Genomic DNA, 19,345 nt, shown 5'->3' with positions numbered 1-19,345 from the left:
CGGTCACCCGACATCTGACATTAGCCCTCAATCAACCCCTGATACATCTCCTCAAGCCTACTCACTGGAATCACCTGGATTTTGTATTTGTTCAGGTCCAGGCCTTTTATGGCATATTTGGACACCATGATCCTTTTGAATCCCAATTTCTCTGCTTCTGCAATCCGGTTTTCTACTCGGTGGACTGCCCGTATTTCACCACCTAATCCAACCTCCCCTGCAAAACAAAGATCAGTTGGAACAGGGCTGTCCTCATAAGAGGATACCAAGGAGGCGCATACGGCAAGGTCCAATGCCGGGTCATCTACTTTCAGGCCACCGGCCACATTGAGAAACACATCCTGTTGCCCAAGTCTCATACCACCTCTTTTCTCCAAAACAGCCAAAAGCATATTGAGCCTCTTAGCATCATGCCCGGTACTGCTGCGTTGAGGAGTGCCATAGGTCGCAGGACTGACAAGGGATTGGATTTCTATCAGCAAGGGTCTGTTCCCTTCCATCATGGCGCCGATAGCCACACCGTTTAAGACCTCTTCCCTTTGGGTTAAAAGTATTTCTGAAGGATTGGCAACCTGTCGTAAGCCTTCGGCCCGCATTTCATAGATGCCTAATTCGTTGGTGGAGCCAAAGCGGTTTTTGGAAGTCCGTAAGATTCTGTAAGAAAGGTGTCTGTCCCCTTCAAACTGCAATACCGTATCCACCATGTGCTCCAAAACCTTTGGTCCAGCAATAGAACCTTCTTTGGTAATATGTCCAATCAGGAATACCGGTGTGCCCGTTTCCTTGGCAAACTTCATGAGTTCGGCGCTACATTCCCTTACTTGAGAAACAGAACCTGCTGCTGATTCGACATATTGACTGTGCAGAGTCTGAATGGAGTCGATGACCAAAAGATCAGGTTCGAGAATTCCTATCTGCTGAAAAATCTGTTGGGTATTGGTTTCTGAAAGGACATAACAATTATCAGAATGAAAAGCCATCCGCTCTGCACGCATTTTGATCTGGGATTCACTTTCCTCACCGGAAACATACAGCACCTTGAGCTGAGGTAAAGACAATGCAATCTGCAACATCAAGGTTGATTTGCCGATTCCAGGTTCACCTCCTATCAAAACCAATGATCCCGGAACGATCCCCCCACCCAGAACCCTATCCAATTCTGCATCATGGGTTACGATTCTTGGCTGTTCTTCAAAATTGATTTCTGTCAGCCTTCTTGGAGTAGCAACCCTTTTGGATTTTGTGCCACCTATAGATTGCTTCCAATTGCCTTTCCCTGCCTCCTCTTTTTGGATAACCTCTTCTACATAGGTATTCCATTCCCCACAAGATGGACATTTACCAATCCATTTTGGACTTTGCGCCCCACAGTTTTGACAGAAAAAGGTGGTTTTTGTTTTGGACATGAATAAAGACGTGAGACGTGAGACGTAAGATTTGAGATTGGGTTGAGTTTGGATTAGAGTTCTTTATACCTTAAAAGGTTTGATTTTAAATATGTAACAATCAAAGATTAATTTCTACATCCGGATATGACTCAATTTTAAATCTTAAATCTAAGATCTAAAATCAATCAATGTGCCTGTAGCCAATCACTGCCAATCCCAACTTCAACCTCAAGTGGAACTTCGATCGTGACGGCATTGGCCATGAGTTTGGGGATTTCTTTTTGGAGAAGTTCAACCTCATCTTTGTGGGCATCGAAAACCAATTCATCGTGAACCTGAAGGATCATTTTGGATTTCAGGTTTTCTTTTTTCATCCATTCATGGACATGGATCATGGCTACCTTGATCATATCGGCCGCGGAACCTTGTATGGGTGCATTGATAGCATTGCGCTCTGCAAAGCCCCGCATGGTCTGATTTCGGCTGTTGATGTCACGGAGGTAGCGACGGCGTCCGAGGATGGTTTCCACATATTCGTTTTTCCTTGCTTTTTCTATGGCGTTATCCATATATTCTTTAACTGCAGGGAATTCTTTGAAATAAGCATCAATGATTTCCTTAGCCTCGGTCCTTGAAATGCTGAGACGCTGAGAAAGTCCAAAAGCAGAGATGCCGTATATGATCCCAAAGTTGGCGGTCTTGGCTTTTCGTCTCATATCCGAAGTCACTTCTACTAAAGGAACCTGGAAAATCTTTGCTGCTGTGGTGGCATGAATGTCCCTGCCGTTTTTGAATGCTTCGATCATGGATTGATCCTGTGAAAATGCTGCCATGATCCTTAATTCTATCTGAGAGTAATCCGCTGCCAATAAAACATGGTTTTCATCCCTCGGAACAAATGCTTTTCTGATTTCCCTTCCTCTAGCAGTCCTGATAGGGATATTTTGTAAGTTGGGATTAATTGAGGAAAGTCTGCCTGTGGCCGCCACAAACTGATTGTAGGTGGTATGCACCCTACCTGTTTTGGGATTGATCATGGTGGGTAGGGCATCCACGTAGGTGGATTTGAGTTTCACCATCTGACGGAAATCCAGAATGGCCTCGGCAATTTCATGTTCTCCGGCCATCTTGCTCAAAACTTCTTCTCCGGTAGCAAACTGACCTGTTTTGGTTTTCTTTGCTTTTGGATCCAACTGTAATTTCACAAACAATATTTCTCCCAATTGCTTTGGGGAGGATAGGTTAAATTCCTCACCGGCTAGTTCATAGACTCTTTTTTCAATCTCTTTGCTTTCCTCCTCAAGGATAACCGACATCTCTGCAAGGCTTTCGGTATCTATCCTCACTCCTTCAAATTCCATATCTGTCAAAACCCGGATCAATGGATTTTCTACTTCATGAAGTAATTTTTCAAGTCCATTGCTTTTGATGATGGGATCAAATTCCTGTTTGAGTTTTAGAGTGATGTCTGCATCTTCGGCTGCATAGGCTACCACCTCATCCACTTCCACATCACGCATATTTCCTTGGTTTTTGCCTTTTTTACCAATCAGGGATTCAATGGATACCGGTCTGTAATTGAGATATTGCTGGGCCAACCAATCCATGGAATGCTTTCCCTCGGGTTCGATCAGGTAATGTGCCAACATGGTGTCATAGAGTTTGCCTTTGACATCCATGCCATAGTTTTTCAAAACCAAAAGGTCATATTTTACATTTTGGCCTATTTTGGTAATGTTTTCATTTTCAAAGATTCCCCTAAATAATTCCAGTTTCACTTTGGCTTCCTCCTGATTGGCTGGAAAAGGAATATAAAAAGCTTCACCAGGTACATAGGAAAAAGATAATCCGACCAACTCAGCTTCATTAGGATTCAGGGAAGTGGTTTCAGTATCAAAACAGAACTCATCCTGCAACTCCAAATATCCGATCAATTCTTTGATGGCTTTTTCACCATCTACTTTATGGTAATCATGGGCAGAAGTCAAGATGCTGTCATGCAATTGAATGGCCGGTATTGGATTTTCCTCCACCAATTCCTCTTCTTCCACTTTGTTTTCTGCTACACCTGTAAACAGGCCCAACTGTTCGCTCACTTTGATCTGAGGTTTTTTGATTTTCTCCCCAAATACCCTTTGGGTCAAAGTTCGAAACTCCAATTCCGCAAATAATGCTTTCAACTTTTCTTCATTTGGACCATCGTAGCGCAAATCTACTTCATCAAATTCTACTGGAACTTCCAAACTGATGGTGGCCAATTCTTTAGAAAGTAATCCCTGTTGCGCAAAGTTTTCAACATTTTCTTTCTGCTTTCCCTTAAGTTGGTCTGTATTATTGAGAAGCTCTTCAATGGTACCATATTCTTTCAGCAGTTTAACCGCAGTCTTTTCTCCTATTCCTGGGATTCCGGGAATATTGTCCACAGCATCACCCATCAATCCAAGAATATCCCTGACCTGATCGACATGTTCTATGTCCCATTTGGCGCAGACTTCTTTGGGGCCCATGATATCTACCCCATTGCCCATAAAAGCTGGCTTATATAAGAAAATATGATCTTCCACCAATTGCCCATAATCTTTGTCGGGAGTCATCATATATACTACGAAACTCGTTCTTTCAGCTTTCTTTGCAATGGTTCCAATTATGTCATCCGCTTCAAAACCATCCAATTCCAAGAGTGGAATGTTAAAGGCTTTGACGATTTGCTTTACCCATGGAATACCCACTTCGATATCCTCGGGCTGTTCTTGCCGGTTGGCTTTGTAGGCTTCAAACTGCACGTGTCGGAATGTGGGAGCTTTGGTATCAAAGGCCACTGCTATATGGGTCGGCTTTTCCTTTTCCAATACCTCCAAAAGCGTATTGGTAAAACCGAGCATGATTCCGGTATTGAGACCCTTGGAATTGATGCGGGGATTTTTGCTGAAGGCAAAATGGGCCCTGTAAATCAGAGCCATTGCATCGAGTAGAAAAAGTTTCTTATCTCCTTTTGGGGACATGGTATAGGTTATGTTTATTGAATTAAATAGAATTTGAAAATTTTGGCTTTCTTCCTTATGGACGAAATTACAAATAATAATCCTACCCATGGACCGAAAATCTGACAAATACTGATAAAATTCCTTACATTAACATACCTGTAATCGGCTTTGGTCTGATTATTGGTAATTTAGTCATACATAGTGGTTTTCCGAAACCCAATTTTCAGAATTATTATACAATAAACCTAAATTATTTCCCTATGAAAAAAATTGCAATATTTCTGTCCGTTATGTTTATGTTTGCTGCGACAGCGCCTGTCGCCATGGCAAAAGAGTCTAAAAAAGATAAAAAAGAGCTGACTGTTGAAGAAAAAGCCCGAGTGGCTGAAATTGAAATCAGAGTAGCCGAAATCAAATCCATGGATCTTTCAGATCTCAGTAGTGAGGAACGTAGTAATGTAAAAGAAGAGCTCAGAGAGATGAAGAAAGAAGTCAAAGACCTTGGAAATGGTGTTTATATCTCTGTAGGGGCAATCATCATTATTTTGTTGCTAATTATCCTGCTTACTTAATTGAAAAGTTATTTGAATGGGTCATTCAGCTAAAATTTGATAAAAGCTTAAATAAGAAAAAACCCCTGTAAAAACTTTTTACAGGGGTTTTTCTTTTTTAGCAATAGGATGTCAATGGATTTTGCCGTTCATAGCATCAACCAACTCTCTTTTAAGTTTTCTTTCTCTTTCAAGGGTATTTTTCCGATGCTGTTCGAATTCCTCGATAGTTTCGGCCAAGTCTTTTTTGGCTCGGGATATCACCCTATGGCTTTGACTGTACCTGAACAAAAAGAAGAGAAAAGCTGCGGTTAAAATACCAACTATCGTCCACATCATGGTGACATAAGCTGATTTGTGGATAGCCATTCCCAAAAACTCAAAGTTGTCTCTCGCTGCTTCGGCGACTTCCAACTGCTTATTGGTCTCGGTTACTTGCTTTTCGAGTTCACCGATTTTGGATTGCCTAGTGCCCAACTCCTGATTGACTGTCACCAATTGGCTTTTGAATACATTAAGGGAATCTAGGACATTTGTCCTGATTTTTTCGAGATGGGTCTTTTTGACTACTTTGTAATCCTGAAAATTATTGGATATCCTGTTGAGATAATCAAATTGACTGGTAATAGTTCCTTCATTGAGTGAACCTGTTTCCGTTGCTTCCTGCGCCGACACCTGAAACCCAAGGAATATTAAAAGAAACAGTGAGATAAAATTTTTTTTCATTGGAATTGGTAGTTTTAAACCTAAGCGTATTCAATTTGTACCTACTCGGTACTTTTATTGCGAGAGCAATAAATATGCCTGTATAAAATGAGATTAACAAAAATCAGTATTAAAAAAATATACTTTCAGGGTGAATTGACTGAAAAAGATCGGGTTAGGAAGCAAAATTAAAATGTAAATTGTATTTTTTGAATAAGGGAAAATCCAAGAAAATTATTTTTTTATATAAAAATTACTTACTCTGACAAGGGTTCCTAAATGAAATAAATATACCTTAATTGCTACCTCAAAATTAATTTTATAGAATTTTCTTTATCATATCTTTATGATAATCAGTAGTTTTTGTATATTTAATTGAATTTTTAAATCAATACTTTTATGGGATTCAAAAATTTCAAAATCTGGGGAATCTTCATGGTGGCCATAATTATTGTGGCATTCATGCTTTTTCAGCAGTCCAATACCAACAAAAGGGAATTGGACCAACAAGCTATCCGTAACATGGAATTGGTGAAGGGAAATTTTCAGGTGGCGTTTCAATCTTATGCCAATCAAAAACTCCAAGAAGAAAGAAGAAGGATTTTAAAGGAAGCGCCGAAATCAAAATTTCAAAAATTTGAAGACTTTAACTTCGTCAAAGTTGATTCTGTCGATCTGGTTCAAGAAAATGCACAAGAAGTTCCCATTCTAATTTTGAATAATTCATCTTCCAAGCAGGATACCATCAGCTTAGACCAACTTTTTGCTAAAATCAATAATCAGGATTTTTTTAAGCCTGTATTTTTAACAGACCAAACCGGGAAAGTTCTATATCCCCGATCAGAGATCGGAAAATCTTTTGGGCAATTTGATGAAGCAGATGTTGATTCTATACTTTTACCAACCAATAAAGAAGAAATCATTTATCATGATGAAAAGCACTTGATATATTATACACCTGTGTTGATAGGAAACTACAAGTTTTTCTTGATAGGTGCCATCAAACTCACAGATTTTGAGTCTATCGGATGGAAGGTGGACTTTACAAATCTTACTATTTTGGTATTCCTATTAGGATTAATGCTTTTTTCGCTTCCCATTTTTTCTTTTTTTGGACTGACTAAAAGTGATAAACTAACCCGTTTTGGTGTTTTTAGTGTGGGCCTTTCTCTTGTGGGCATTCTGGTTATTGTCGGATTTGGATTTTCATTTTTCAAAAACCACCATCCCATAAAAGCTGCAGACCATGAGAATATCCGGCAGGAAATCAAGGACACCATTCAGAAAACCCTTCAGAGCAAAATTGCTTTCTTAAATCAGTGGGATACTTCTGCAACCGCTTTGCCTCAGGGTAGGGTTACAAGCAGTGCAAATGAATTGATTAAAATAAATAATAGTGGTGGGATTAAAGAGTTCTATGGTGATGGAAAAAGGGATAATTCCAATCAAATTTTTCGTTCATTAAGGCATAGGGAATATTTTAGGTATTTTTTGAAACAATTTGAATTTAAAGATGATGAAAATCTTAAGGGTCCAAAATCTGAAAATTATTATATCGGATCACATTATTCTTTAGCGAATTCTAAGCAGGAATCAGTAATCAGCCGATTCAAAAAAGATTCAAATCATGTTGAGGCCATTACATTCTTTTGGAAGGATAGCCTGACCAAATATGATCTAGATCGGGAGTTTTTACTTTTTAAGGAAAATGGTTTATTGATACATAAAAGCCCAAGAATAAAAATTGCAGCTGACAGTCTTTCCCAATTACTTTCAACCAAAAAATGGGAGGAAATCGAGGGTATTATGATATCAAATAGTATTCAAAGCTCAAAATTTGAGTGGGAAATTCCTTTGTACCTCGATGGCAATGCTTTTAATGGTTACCTGACGATGATCAGCAAAACAGATACTTTAGCATTTGATCAACCCTTATGGATGTTATACCTCCAAGATGAACATTTGGAACATGTATACTCTTCTTTGGTGACATTTGAAACGACCCTCTTTATATTTTTCTACCTCTTGATGCTTGCCATTATTTCATTGGCCAACAAACTGAATAAATCAAAATCCAAAAATAAAACACTGGAGAAATTCGCTTACAATTATTTATATCCGAAAAAATCAAGGGTCAAAAATTTCGAATATTTGATTTGGTTTATGGTCATTTATATTTTCATTATTCTATATTTTTACCACCTCCCGGCCATTCATTTTTTTGGAATTTTTACGATTCTGATTATTGCAACCTTTCACTTCAAGGTCATTATGTACATGATGTTGGGTCCAAGTTGGCAAAAAAGCAACAATCAACTTACACCTGAGGAAAACAGGAAGATTATCAGAAATTCCAGAAACATTGAGATAGGTAGGTTCTTCTGGATAATGGGAGTGATAATAGCAATATCATTTGGGTTTTTATTCGGTCTAATACCCCTCATTCAATATTCTATTTTGTTCATTTGGGTTGTTGGCTCATCCTATTTTACTTTCAAAAAAAGGTTGAAAATCGCGGAAAATAGTATTCCAAAGATCACTCCTTCAAATGGGTCTATGTCAAAAGGCAATACAAACCACAATCCAAGTTTGACTTTCTTCCATTATATCTATACCAGTTTTTTTATCATGTGGATATTTATGATCGGATTTGTCCCTGGCTATATCATCTATTCTAAAGTCCATCAATATGAATCCAAAAACTGGGAGCCACAAAAAAACAGTAAGGATTTTGAAAGTACTCCTGATAATTTTTGGCAAACTTATGATGAGGGAAGAAGACTGTTTTTCGGGGCCTTGAACAATCAAAATGCCTCACAAGTTAAAGCGTTTATTTATGCTGACCGTGGATTGATTCAGCCCAAATTGGAAGATATAAAATTAATCGACTTTAAAAGTTTGATCAGACCTTTCGAAAAAATAAACGAAAGTTTATTGTGGTCCTTGTCAGTAACATTATTATTCCTGACGATACTCGCTTTGTTCATTTGGATGGTTTATACGCTTACCAAAAAAATATATTTTTTGGATTTTGAAGGTTTTTTATACCATCACCAAAATCCCAATACCTCTACACTCAGTCAAAAAGTGTTTTTATGTGGATTGGATTCTGAAAACTACCCCAAATGGATTAAAGATCTCATAGACCTCGGAAAACATGAAATAACTGACTGTACATCTAACCCTGAATTAAAATGGCAGGAATCTCTTCTACCCGAGCTTAAAGATAAAAATATCTGGATCATCAAAAATGTGCATTGTCTACCTGAAATCACCCTCCTTTTGGAAAGATTACCCCATATAATCAATTCACTTAATGATAATTTGTACCTGATTATCAGTTCGGGTGTTTCCTGGAAACAATTGCTCTATCAATTGGAGGACCCAAAACAAAAAATGATTTTTTCACAGTTATTCAGTTCTTTTCACTTTGAGTATGTACAGATCGAATTGGATCCCAACCTCAAAATCATATCTCCAAATGATGAAAAAGCCGGGATTCTAATACGGTCACGAAAAGCATATTTTTATAATATCTGGTCGGAAATGAGCTTCGATGAGAAAAAAATCTGTTATTACTTCAGTCAGCATGGATTTTTCAATTTCACCAACAAGCCTATCATCACTGAATTGATACAAAAGGGCATACTGGTACCTAGGAGTATTTTGGGAGGTAAAGATTCCAAAGAGCTATTTCCAATATTATTTGATAAGCACTTCAGGCTTTTTATATTGAACAATGTCTCCGAGGAGGAAATGCAAGCATTCAAAAGGGATGAAGATAAGCATGGAAATGCCAGTTCCATCCAAATAGCTGTTTTCAGTTTTATATTATTGTCTGTAGCTTTGATCAGTTACTTTGACAAGAATTTCCTTGATCAGGCGTCTACTTTTGTTGCAGGCATTACCGGGGCATTGGGAGGCATTTATTCCTTGATCAGAAATTCACTGCCATCCACTGGAAAGAATAAAAGTTAAAAGTCAATTAAATTTATGAAATTGGAAAAGTTGCTGACATTTGATGTTGCCAATAAGGCTATTAATGTCAGCTTTTAAAAAAAGACTATAAACACAATGCTCCAATTAGCGGATATATTCTTCACCGTTTTTCATTCGCTTTTGATTCTTTTCAACCTTTTTGCCTGGATCTGGAAACCGTTGAGAAAGTGGCATTTTGCGACCATTTCTTTGACTTTGGCCTCATGGGTAATCCTGGGAATTTGGTATGGTTGGGGATTTTGTCCATTGACAGACTGGCATTGGGATATTCTAAGGCATTTGGGTAATACCGACCTTCCCAATTCGTATATCACATTTATCATCAAAAGATTATCCGGTCTGAATCTTGATCCAAATTTGGTGGACATCATGACCTTATCCTTGGCATTATTGGCGTTCTTTATCTCTATTAAAGTTAATTTCTTCCCTAAAAAAACTTCCAAAAAAATCATCCAATAAATCCCTTCATAGCCTGCAGCAATTCCCGCTTAGTCAACACGCCTCCTTTTCTCCAGAGAATCTTTCCTTTCTTGAAAAGTATATAATGTGGAATAGACCTTACCCCAAATTGAAGACTGACTTGTGGGTTTCGGTCTATGTTCAGCTTATAGAGTTTGATTTTCCCATCCAACTCACTGATTACTTGCTCCAAGACCGGATTCATTGTCTGACAGGGCCCACACCAATCTGCATAAAAATCAACCAATATGGCTTCATCTGATTGATGCACGATTTCTTTGAACTTTTTCTTTGCCATATTTTATTCTTTTAGATTATGCTGTTGCTAATATCTCTATTAAATCGAAATCATTGATATTTGATACTGATGGATATTTATGGATACTTGGAGTGGGAAATTTAAAAAATCACCTCTATCAGTTCTGATATTTTAATAAAAAAAACCCTGCTTGTTAAGAAGCAGGGTTTAGAACCTAATTTATATTAGGAATATTAGTTAGCGGGATTTGGAGCAGGAATTGGAATTCCCAATTTTGTCAAAACCAATTCAGTGAACTTGTCATCATCTTTGGTGTATAACAAGATAGGAGAGTTACCTGTTGCTTCTGAGAAAACATGGGTGTAATTGTTTTCTGCGGCTACTGCGTTGATCGCATTGAACACCTTCTGTTGTACAGGCTCCAACAATTCACCAAGTTTTCTTTGGTAAGAAGTCTGAGCATCTTGTTCATACTTTTGGAGGTCTTGCTGTAACTTTTGAAGTTCTCCTTCTTTTGCAGCTCTTGCATCTTCAGTCATAGTTTGGGCTGCCTGCTGGTAAGCCTGAACTTTTCTTTGGAAATCCTGCGCTTTTGTCTGAATATTAGTCTGAAGCTGAGACTGGTAATCCTGAATATCGGCAGAGATCTGCTCCATTTCCGGCATCAGGTCCATCAGTAACTCTACATTGGTATAGCCAATTTTCAATTCCTGGGCCTGGGCTACAAATCCTACGCAAAACAAAGTTATTGCGGATAGGATAACTTTAATTTTCATCATTTTCGTTTCTATTTAATTTACTTGTTTTCTAATCCTAATTCTTCCAAAACAAATTCTGAATAATCATGTCTTGGATCTGTATAAATCATCAATGGGCCTGACGCTTTGTCAAACAACACTGCCAAATTATTTCTTTTACAAACTCTATCTATGGCATCATAAATCTTGGACTGTAGAGGCTGAAGTAACTCTGCTTGTTTTTGGTAATATTGTCCATTCATGCCAAAAACCCTATTATTAAAGGCCACAGCTGCATTTTGCTTTTCTTTGATGGTTGCCAACTTTTCCTGATACATCTCTTCAGTAAGTAAAACTTCTTCCGCCTTTAGGTTGGCATACATTTCTTTGATATTCTTTTCCAAATTTTGTGCCTCTTTTTTCCATTCGGAGCTGAGGGCTTCCAATTCGGACTGTACCAACTTGTAATCAGGATGCTTATTCAACAGAAATTCTGAGTCGATATAACCAAACTTTTGTGCCTCTGCACGCTGTGTAAGCAGCATCGAGCTAAATAGAGGAAGCAAAAATAATAATATAATCGATCTTTTCATCATTATCTAAATTGCTGACCAATAGTAAAGTGGAATTGAGCACCACTAGGATTGACCTGACCCGGGGCAGGATCAAATCCATAACCCCAATCAAGACCAAGTAATCCAAAAGCCGGCATAAATATCCTTGCGCCCACACCTGCTGATTTTTTCAGGTTATACGGATTAAATTCCGCATAAGATCCCCAGTTGTTTCCTGCCTCAGCAAATCCCAAAAGGAAAATCGTTGCAGATGGATTTGGGGATACCAGGAATCTAAGTTCCATGACGTGTTTATTGTAAACTATACCACCATATCCTTCAGTAGAATTTGGATCAAACCTTGAATCTCTACCTGGAGTAATAACCTGATTCTCATAACCCCTTAAGCCAATGATTTCTTGACCTAATGCAAAGTTGTTCATGTTCATACCATCTCCTCCCATCACGAATCTTTCCAAAGGAATAATTCCGATCCTATCCCCATAAGATCCCAAGAAGCCCATATGCGTCCGGGCACTGATAACCCATTTAGATGAACCGAATACAGGAGTGTAGAAAGTAGCATCAAACATCCACTTATGATATTCCAACCACCTGAATTTTTCTTCATCAGGAGATTCACGGTTGATATTAGAGTTAAGTGATGCATAAGGTGGAGTAAACGATGTTACCAATGAAATGTTGGAACCCAACCTAGGATAAATCGGATTATCGACATTGTTTCTGGCAATGGTGGTATTCAAAGCTAAACTGTTTGCCTTTCCAGTTGCATAACTCAATCCAAAGCTTCTTCCGAATTCGTTGAATTCATAAATCTGGAATTGTAGGGCATTGGAAACCATAAAATAATCATCTGGCCAGGTTACTCTTTTGGAAAGACCCAAAGTAGCCCCGGTTATTTTAAAGTAACCGATTTCCCTTCCGGGATTTGTCTGGTTAAAGAAATCAAGCTGTCTTTGTACGGAATGGTTAAAACTTAAACTTAGGGCATTTGGTTTTCTTCCACCAAACCAAGGTTCTGTTAAGGAAACACTATAGTTCTGGAAGGACCGACCATTGGCTTGTACCCTGAGAGAAAGCCGCTGACCATCTCCTACAGGGAGTGGCCTCCATTTTTGGAAATTACCAATATTTTTAATCGAGAAGTTATTGAAAACAAGACCTACAGTTCCAACAAATCCAAAGAAACCTCCCCAACCACCGGACAATTCTATCTGATCGTTTGGCCTTTCTTCCAATTTGAAAACAATATCCACGGTGGCATCCTCGAAATTGGGTTTCATGTCCGGCTCGATATTTTCTGGATCAAAGTATCCCAATTGGGACAATTCCCTGATGGTCCTTACCAACAAACTTCTGTTGAACTTCTGCCCCGGAAGGATTCTGATTTCCCTCATGACCACGTGGTCAGAGGTTCTTTCATTTCCTTGGATGGATACAGAGTTTACAGTTACTTGAGGACCTTCAAATATCCTCATTTCAATGTCTATGGAATCCGCTTGAACCTTGATTTCTACTGGATCTATCTGGAAAAAAAGGTATCCATTATCCTGATAAAGTGAACTGACATCATCACCTTTTTGTGGATCATAGTTCAATCGCTTATCCAATTTCTCCTTATTGTAAACGTCACCTTTCTCAATACCTAATCTGGAAAGTAGGAGATTATCGGGATGCAGGTAATTACCTACAAAGGTGATGTTTCTATAATAGTACTTTTGTCCTTCCTCCAATGAAATGTCAAGATTGACAGTATTATTAGAGAATCGGTAAACGGAATCCTGAAGAATCTCAGCATCTCTGTATCCTTTGGAATTATAATAAGCAACTACTTTTTCCTTATCTTCTCTGAAATCCTTTGCAACATATTTGGATGCATTGAAGAAATTCAGTTTGAAATTCTTATTGATATATTCCTTTACCTGTTCCGGAGTAACAGGGTTTCTGTATACAAATGCTTCCTTAGCCGTTTTGGGTGTTGTATTGGTAATTCTGGAGGTTACATCACGGACAAAGTGCATCCTTGGATGTTCTTTTGTTCCTTTTAATTTGCCTTTGATTTTTCCATCAGGCACCTCTTCATTACCATATATCTTGATTTCATTGATCTTCACTTTTGACTTCTGATCAATTTCAAATCTTAACTTTACACTATTTGGTAAGGTGGTATCTCTCTCCTGCACGACCTTTACTTCAGTATTTAAGAAACCTTTGTCCATAAAATACTGACGGATGTTTCTTTGAGATGTATTCAAAACATCATCCCTGACAACACGGCCACGGATTTTGATTTTGTCTTTGAGTTCACTTTCCTGGGTTTTATTGACTCCGCTGAACTCTACCCTACTAAATCTTGGCCTTTCGGTCAACTCCAGCAATAGGTAAATATCATCCCCCTCAATTTTTGTTACAAGAATTTTAACATCACCAATAATACCTTGGCCCCAAAGTCTTTTCAATGCATTGGAAATATTATCTCCCGGAACAGAAATCACATCATCTACTCTGAGGCCTGACAATGAAACAATGGCTACTTCATCTAAGGTAGCTAATCCAACTGCTTTGATTTCAGCTATTCTGAATTTTTGGGGCTTGGTATAATTCAACTCTAAAATATCCACAGGCCTAGCGGTCGAATAGCGGCTCTGACCCAATCTGATTTGGGCTTGAAGGCTACCGGCCAACAACATTAGGCATAGGATAATGGTACTTTTTTTCATCAAAATCAAGTTTTAATCTGAGCCCCTGTCTTTCCAAACCGCCTTTCTCTCTTTTGATAGTCAAGAATGGCTTCAAGCAAATGCTCTTTTCTAAAATCCGGCCACAATACCTCTGTGAAAAACAGTTCGGTATAAGCCAATTGCCAAAGGAGAAAATTACTGATTCTAATCTCTCCACTGGTCCTGATCAAGAGTTCCGGATCAGGTATATCTTTTGTATTCAAATTTGCAGCAATTACTTCCTGCGTGATCTCTTCTATTTTTAATTCTTTGTCTACTACTTTTTTGACAATGGTCTTAATCGCATCCTGTATTTCCCACCTTCCACTATAGCTGATTGCCAATACTACGGTAAGTCCGGTGTTATTGGCGGTCAATTCCTTTGTTTCCTGAAGTTTATGCTGGCATCCACCTGGGAGACTGGACAAGTGTCCAATTGTCACCAACCTGATGTTGTTTTCCATCATATTTGGGACTTCTTTGGTAATGGTATCCACCAAAAGTTCCATTAATGCATTGATCTCGTCCTGAGGTCTTGACCAGTTTTCTGTTGAAAAGGCATATAGGGTAAGGTATTTGAGACCTAATTCTGCGGCCCCTTCGATGGTTTCCCTTACAGCAGTGATGGCATTTTTATGCCCAAAAATCCTCATGGCACCTTTCTTCTGGGCCCAGCGCCCATTGCCATCCATGATTATTGCTATGTGATTGGGGATTTTGGTTTTGTCTAGTAATTCCTTCATTTCGTATCTATACGAAAGCACCTTCGCTTTTGGAGGTACAAAAATGCTATTTCTTTTTCAATAATCTATCTTATCGCCCAATTTAATAAGCATAACACTTTACTGAACTGAAGGAATAACTGATGGTAACACCTATAAAATAATACCAATCTTTGTCGCTGTAGTTGCCGTAGTTGTAACCTGAACCTGAACTTGGAAATATCGGATCGGAAATGCGGGGAATAATGGGCTCATCTCCATATAGCTTGTCGAGTGCGTCGGTAAATGTTGCTCTTGCTCCAAACTCTGCTGCCAACAGCCACTTCTGTGATAATTTGTATTTGATGCCAATTCCAAAGGGGATTACGGGTGTTCCTACGGTATATCCCGAAGGATTGGGATCATCTCTAAATTTTCTTCCATTACCAACAAATCCTGCAAAACCCAACCCCAGAAATCCATAAGGTGAGAACCTAAACTGGGCCTGCGGATGGGTAAAATCCAGAAAATGATATTCCATCACTGCAGAAATCTCAAATAATGAGCCTCTAAAACCAGCATCTCTATATGCCATCACAGGATCAATGGGACGGACGCTATCAGCAGCATTGAGTCTCGCAAAAGAGACCCCGCCACGCAATGTCCACACATTGTCAAAATTTCGTCTGCCAAACAACGTTCCTTGAATTCCAATCTGCTCGGGGTCCAATCTTCTGATAATATCCCCCGAATAGGTCGCTACTCCCAGTCCCCCACCGAACTCATATTTTTGGGCGACTGCCTGTGGTGAAATGATGACCCATGACAGAACCAAAATAAATAAAGTGGATAAGAACCAGAATTTTTTCTTTTTCAAGACGCTGCAATTTATGAACAACCAAACGATATAAAAACCCCTTTAAGTATTTGCAGGGTTAATTTTTGTTAATGCAAATAAGTGTTAAATTTTATTTCCAGATCATCTTAATCTGTAAAATTTTTGATCTAATTTCTCATATCAAAACCCCAATTGAGCTTATTCCTAAGCGTATCAAAATAACCGTAATCCGCGAATTTGACCAATTTAGCTGAGAACTCTGCTTTTTTAACCTTCAATTTTATGGACGCATCAATTGCTGTAGACCTTGAATCTAAGGAAATCAGGAATTTCTCACTTCTTCCTTCAATTTCAAAACTGATTTCGCTTTCATCTGATACAACGATAGGCCGGACATTAAGATTGTGTGGACTGACCGGAGTAATGACAAAATTTCTTGCTCCCGGGGTAATTAGTGGACCTCCACAACTCAAAGAATAACCTGTCGAACCTGTTGGTGTAGAGACTATCAGACCATCTGCCCAATAACTATTCAGATATTGCCCATTGATATATGTATGTACAGTAATCATAGAAGAGGTGTCTCTTTTATGAATTGTAAACTCATTCAGTCCAAAGTTAAGTCCGTTGAAAAGCAAATGGTCAGAATCCAAACTCAACAACGACCGGGACTCAATGGAATAGTCGCCCTCCAATAATCCAATGATGGCATTTTCAATATCTTCCTTGGCAACAGTCGCCAAAAATCCAAGTCTACCTGTATTGATACCAATGATGGGGATTTCAGCTGTACCTACCAAACAGACTGAGTCTAAAAGTGTCCCATCTCCCCCAACAGATATTATAAAATCAATCCCCGAAAAAGATGGATTTTTGGGAAGTACATGAAACCCTTTGGTATCAAAGTCAATTTTTTTAAGGGATTTGGAAAAGGATTCGGTAAGCGAAAATTTGATTTTCTTAGATTCAAGAATTTGAAACAAGCGCTCTATAATAGGGATAAATTCTATTTGAAATCCAATCCCATGGATGACAATATTCATTTTTGGGTTTTGGGTTATATCTGCAAAAATCTCAACAGGTTATCAATTCGTTCTTGCTCTTCACCTCCTGAATCCTCTTCCTGATAATGGTCAATGATCCGAAAACCAAATCTTTCCAGAGTAGCTTTGATATGTCTCAATTCCGATTTGTCTAATTTAAGTGTGACTTTGATCTTGCTATCATCCAAAGGATCGTTGGAAATAAAACTACTGAGAATTTTGGCATTTTCTGATTCAACAATTCTAGCAATTTCAAAAAGACTGTAATCCGTCATAAACATGGATAAAACCAAAACTGCTCCTTGGGATTGTATGGAAAGAGAGTCTGCAAAAGCTCCAATAGCATCCTCCATGGTCACTACACCTAAGTAATTGGTTTCTTTATCGATGACGGCCACCATATGGGAGTGATACTCGGAAGCAACTTTAATCACATCATAAATGTGTTTTTCCTGATACACAAAACAAGCGCTGAATTCCAAAGCGATTTTGCTGATTTGAAGTTCGGGATTATTCAATGTGTAAATGAGGTTATCGGTTACAAAACCCATAAACCTATTATTTTCAACAACAGGCAGCATATTCGTCCTGATCTCCTCCATCCATGTCAAAGCCATCTTTGCCTTGTCCTTGGGTTTCAAGGGCGGAATAAGGTTATTGATAAATTCGTAAGCCTGCATGGTCTAAATATATTAAATTGGTTCCGAATAATAAAACGTTCTCGGGACTAAGCTAGTTTGGATAAAACCCTTTTTACCGAAAAAATTCTTTTATGCTGAATGAAATGTTGGAAGACCTATTCGATAATGTCTGATCCAATTCCCTATAATTTCAGGACCATATTGGGTCACTACTGCCTCAGGATGGTATTGAATCCCAACTATCGGAAATGATTTATGGACTATTGCCATGATCTCATGATTCCTAGTTTCTAAAAGTATTTCTAGTGTATCCGGTATCTCGGTAATTTCTAAGGAATGATACCGGGTCACCTCAAAAGTTTTTGGAATTCCTTTCAACATTTCATGGTCATTGATCTGGAAAACAGTGTGGACTTTTCCATGCACCGGTTTTTGGGATTTGACCAACTTCCCACCAAAAAACTCTCCAATGGCCTGATGTCCCAAACATATTCCGAGGACAGGTATTTTGTCATGGTAGTATTCCAGAATCTGTAATAAGTTTCCTGCCCTAGTGGGAATCTCTGGCCCTGGTGACAAAATCAAACCATCCCAGTCTCTCTTTTTAAGAATTTCGAGGTCAACATCATTTCTGAAAATTTCCAGATCCAAGCCAGCCTGTCTGAAATAATCAGCTAAAATATGGGAAAAGGAATCAAAATTATCGATCAACAGTACCATCTGCCGCTAATTTTACCAACTCCTGAATACCTGAAATGGTATCTTTGATAATCGGGGTAAACTGATCCAAATACATGATTACGAAAGGAGCAATAGGCTGGATAAAGGTATAGGATTTTGAGTTTTCAACCCATTCCTGAGAAACAAAAAACTCAAAAGAATTGGCTATCCATAGTAGAAGACTTAAGATAAGGGCTGTTTTGAATATTCCGAGAATTCCTCCCGCAATACTGTCCACAGACCCCAGAATGGTGAAATCCAAAGTCTTCTTGACCAGAAAAGCCAAACCTCGGATGATCAATATCACCCCAAGAAATATCATCAGGAAAGCTCCAAAAGGTAGAAAAAAAGTAAGTTGGTCCACTCTTTCTGCCAATAAAGCCGTCCCCCAGTCCATAAAATGGAAAGCGAGTATGACGGCGATAATAAAGGCAACAATGGAAAGGATGCTGATGAACAACCCTTGCTTGTAGCCACTATAGGCCCCCATAGCGAGAAAAACGATGATAATCAGATCCAGCATCCTATTTGAAAATCAGCCCAACAAGGCCTTTACCTTTTGGGAAATGGCTTTCCCATCTGCCTTTCCTGCCAATTCCTTGGTGGCAGCACCCATAACTTTGCCCATGTCTTTTGGACCATCGGCACCAACTTCGCTGATTATTTTTTTTAAGGCTGCTTCCAGTTCATCATCGGTCAGCTGCTTTGGAAGGAACTCATTGATGATTTCAAGCTCCGCCATTTCCACTGCATAAAGATCTTCTCTGTTTTGTTGTTTGTATATGTCAGCGGAATCTTTTCTTTGCTTGGCTGCTTTGGTGAGCAGTTTCATTTCATCCTCAGAGGTGATCTCTCCCTTACTTCCGCCTTTGGTCTCCTCCAACAAAATCAAAGACTTGATGGCCCTAAGCGCTCTCAATCTGTCTTTGTCTTTGGCCAACATGGCTTTTTTGATTTCACTTTCTACACTTGGCTTTAAACTCATTGTCTTGTTGTTTGTGTTATAGGTGTAAATTTGTCACAAA

At 38.7% G+C, this 19,345-nt stretch carries 17 protein-coding genes; 3 read left to right on the top strand and 14 right to left on the bottom strand.

The genetic code is table 11. From position 1 onward, the window contains the following. Positions 1-20 precede the first annotated feature (20 nt). Together radA and polA are read right to left on the bottom strand one after the other, a co-directional pair. Positions 21-1,406 carry a DNA repair protein RadA gene (radA, locus tag ACEW8U_RS21030; protein WP_373524021.1) on the bottom strand — a complete coding sequence of 462 codons (1,386 nt, stop codon included), beginning with the start codon at positions 1,404-1,406 and terminating at the stop codon, positions 21-23. Positions 1,407-1,573: 167 nt separating this feature from the next. Beyond that, on the bottom strand, positions 1,574-4,390 hold the full coding sequence (gene polA, locus ACEW8U_RS21025) for a DNA polymerase I (RefSeq protein WP_373524020.1): 2,817 nt from the start codon (positions 4,388-4,390) through the stop codon (positions 1,574-1,576). A 242-nt stretch (positions 4,391-4,632) separates the two neighbouring features. On the opposite strand from polA, the gene ACEW8U_RS21020 reads away from it, so the two are divergent. Beyond that, positions 4,633-4,944 (top strand): hypothetical protein, encoded by a 312-nt coding sequence (locus tag ACEW8U_RS21020; protein WP_373524019.1) that lies wholly within the window; start codon positions 4,633-4,635, stop codon positions 4,942-4,944. A gap of 111 nt (positions 4,945-5,055) precedes the next feature. Here the strand turns inward: ACEW8U_RS21020 and ACEW8U_RS21015 are convergent, their stop codons facing one another. Beyond that, on the bottom strand, positions 5,056-5,649 hold the full coding sequence (locus tag ACEW8U_RS21015) for a hypothetical protein (RefSeq protein WP_373524018.1): 594 nt from the start codon (positions 5,647-5,649) through the stop codon (positions 5,056-5,058). Positions 5,650-6,027: 378 nt separating this feature from the next. Between ACEW8U_RS21015 and ACEW8U_RS21010 the strand changes: the two genes are divergently transcribed. Together ACEW8U_RS21010 and ACEW8U_RS21005 are read left to right on the top strand one after the other, a co-directional pair. After that, a complete protein-coding gene (locus ACEW8U_RS21010; RefSeq protein ID WP_373524017.1) occupies positions 6,028-9,606 on the top strand; it encodes a hypothetical protein in 3,579 nt (1,192 codons plus the stop codon). 96 nt (positions 9,607-9,702) lie between these two features. After that, entirely contained in the window at positions 9,703-10,086 is a 384-nt protein-coding gene (locus ACEW8U_RS21005; protein WP_373524016.1) for a DUF2784 domain-containing protein, read from the top strand. On the opposite strand, the gene trxA is transcribed toward ACEW8U_RS21005, so the two are convergent. From trxA to ACEW8U_RS20950, 11 genes are all read right to left on the bottom strand, one after another. Then, on the bottom strand, positions 10,076-10,384 hold the full coding sequence (trxA, locus tag ACEW8U_RS21000; RefSeq protein WP_373524015.1) for a thioredoxin: 309 nt from the start codon (positions 10,382-10,384) through the stop codon (positions 10,076-10,078). The two genes, ACEW8U_RS21005 and trxA, sit on opposite strands and share 11 nt — an antisense overlap. A gap of 194 nt (positions 10,385-10,578) precedes the next feature. After that, complete coding sequence (locus tag ACEW8U_RS20995) at positions 10,579-11,124, bottom strand: OmpH family outer membrane protein (protein WP_373524014.1); 546 nt, start codon at positions 11,122-11,124, stop codon at positions 10,579-10,581. 17 nt (positions 11,125-11,141) lie between these two features. Then, positions 11,142-11,678 (bottom strand): OmpH family outer membrane protein, encoded by a 537-nt coding sequence (locus ACEW8U_RS20990; protein ID WP_373524013.1) that lies wholly within the window; start codon positions 11,676-11,678, stop codon positions 11,142-11,144. After that, a complete protein-coding gene (locus tag ACEW8U_RS20985) occupies positions 11,678-14,377 on the bottom strand; it encodes an outer membrane protein assembly factor (RefSeq protein WP_373524012.1) in 2,700 nt (899 codons plus the stop codon). The genes ACEW8U_RS20990 and ACEW8U_RS20985 overlap by 1 nt, the downstream gene beginning before the upstream one ends. 5 nt (positions 14,378-14,382) lie before the next feature. Continuing rightward, complete coding sequence (locus ACEW8U_RS20980) at positions 14,383-15,120, bottom strand: isoprenyl transferase (RefSeq protein ID WP_373524011.1); 738 nt, start codon at positions 15,118-15,120, stop codon at positions 14,383-14,385. Between the two features lie 82 nt (positions 15,121-15,202). After that, positions 15,203-15,955 (bottom strand): DUF6089 family protein, encoded by a 753-nt coding sequence (locus ACEW8U_RS20975; protein ID WP_373524010.1) that lies wholly within the window; start codon positions 15,953-15,955, stop codon positions 15,203-15,205. A 128-nt stretch (positions 15,956-16,083) separates the two neighbouring features. Next, entirely contained in the window at positions 16,084-16,959 is an 876-nt protein-coding gene (locus ACEW8U_RS20970; protein ID WP_373524009.1) for an NAD kinase, read from the bottom strand. A gap of 14 nt (positions 16,960-16,973) precedes the next feature. Then, on the bottom strand, positions 16,974-17,639 hold the full coding sequence (locus ACEW8U_RS20965) for a CBS domain-containing protein (protein ID WP_373524008.1): 666 nt from the start codon (positions 17,637-17,639) through the stop codon (positions 16,974-16,976). A gap of 90 nt (positions 17,640-17,729) precedes the next feature. Beyond that, positions 17,730-18,320 carry an aminodeoxychorismate/anthranilate synthase component II gene (locus ACEW8U_RS20960; protein ID WP_373524007.1) on the bottom strand — a complete coding sequence of 197 codons (591 nt, stop codon included), beginning with the start codon at positions 18,318-18,320 and terminating at the stop codon, positions 17,730-17,732. After that, positions 18,301-18,843 carry a CvpA family protein gene (locus ACEW8U_RS20955; RefSeq protein WP_373524006.1) on the bottom strand — a complete coding sequence of 181 codons (543 nt, stop codon included), beginning with the start codon at positions 18,841-18,843 and terminating at the stop codon, positions 18,301-18,303. The genes ACEW8U_RS20960 and ACEW8U_RS20955 overlap by 20 nt, the downstream gene beginning before the upstream one ends. 12 nt (positions 18,844-18,855) lie before the next feature. Then, positions 18,856-19,305 carry a GatB/YqeY domain-containing protein gene (locus ACEW8U_RS20950; RefSeq protein WP_373524005.1) on the bottom strand — a complete coding sequence of 150 codons (450 nt, stop codon included), beginning with the start codon at positions 19,303-19,305 and terminating at the stop codon, positions 18,856-18,858. Positions 19,306-19,345: the final 40 nt, after the last annotated feature.

Origin of the sequence: Aquiflexum sp. (assembly GCF_041751335.1) — a bacterium.
Classification (GTDB): Bacteria; Bacteroidota; Bacteroidia; order Cytophagales; family Cyclobacteriaceae; genus Aquiflexum.
This window is presented reverse-complemented; position numbering and strand designations above follow the sequence as displayed.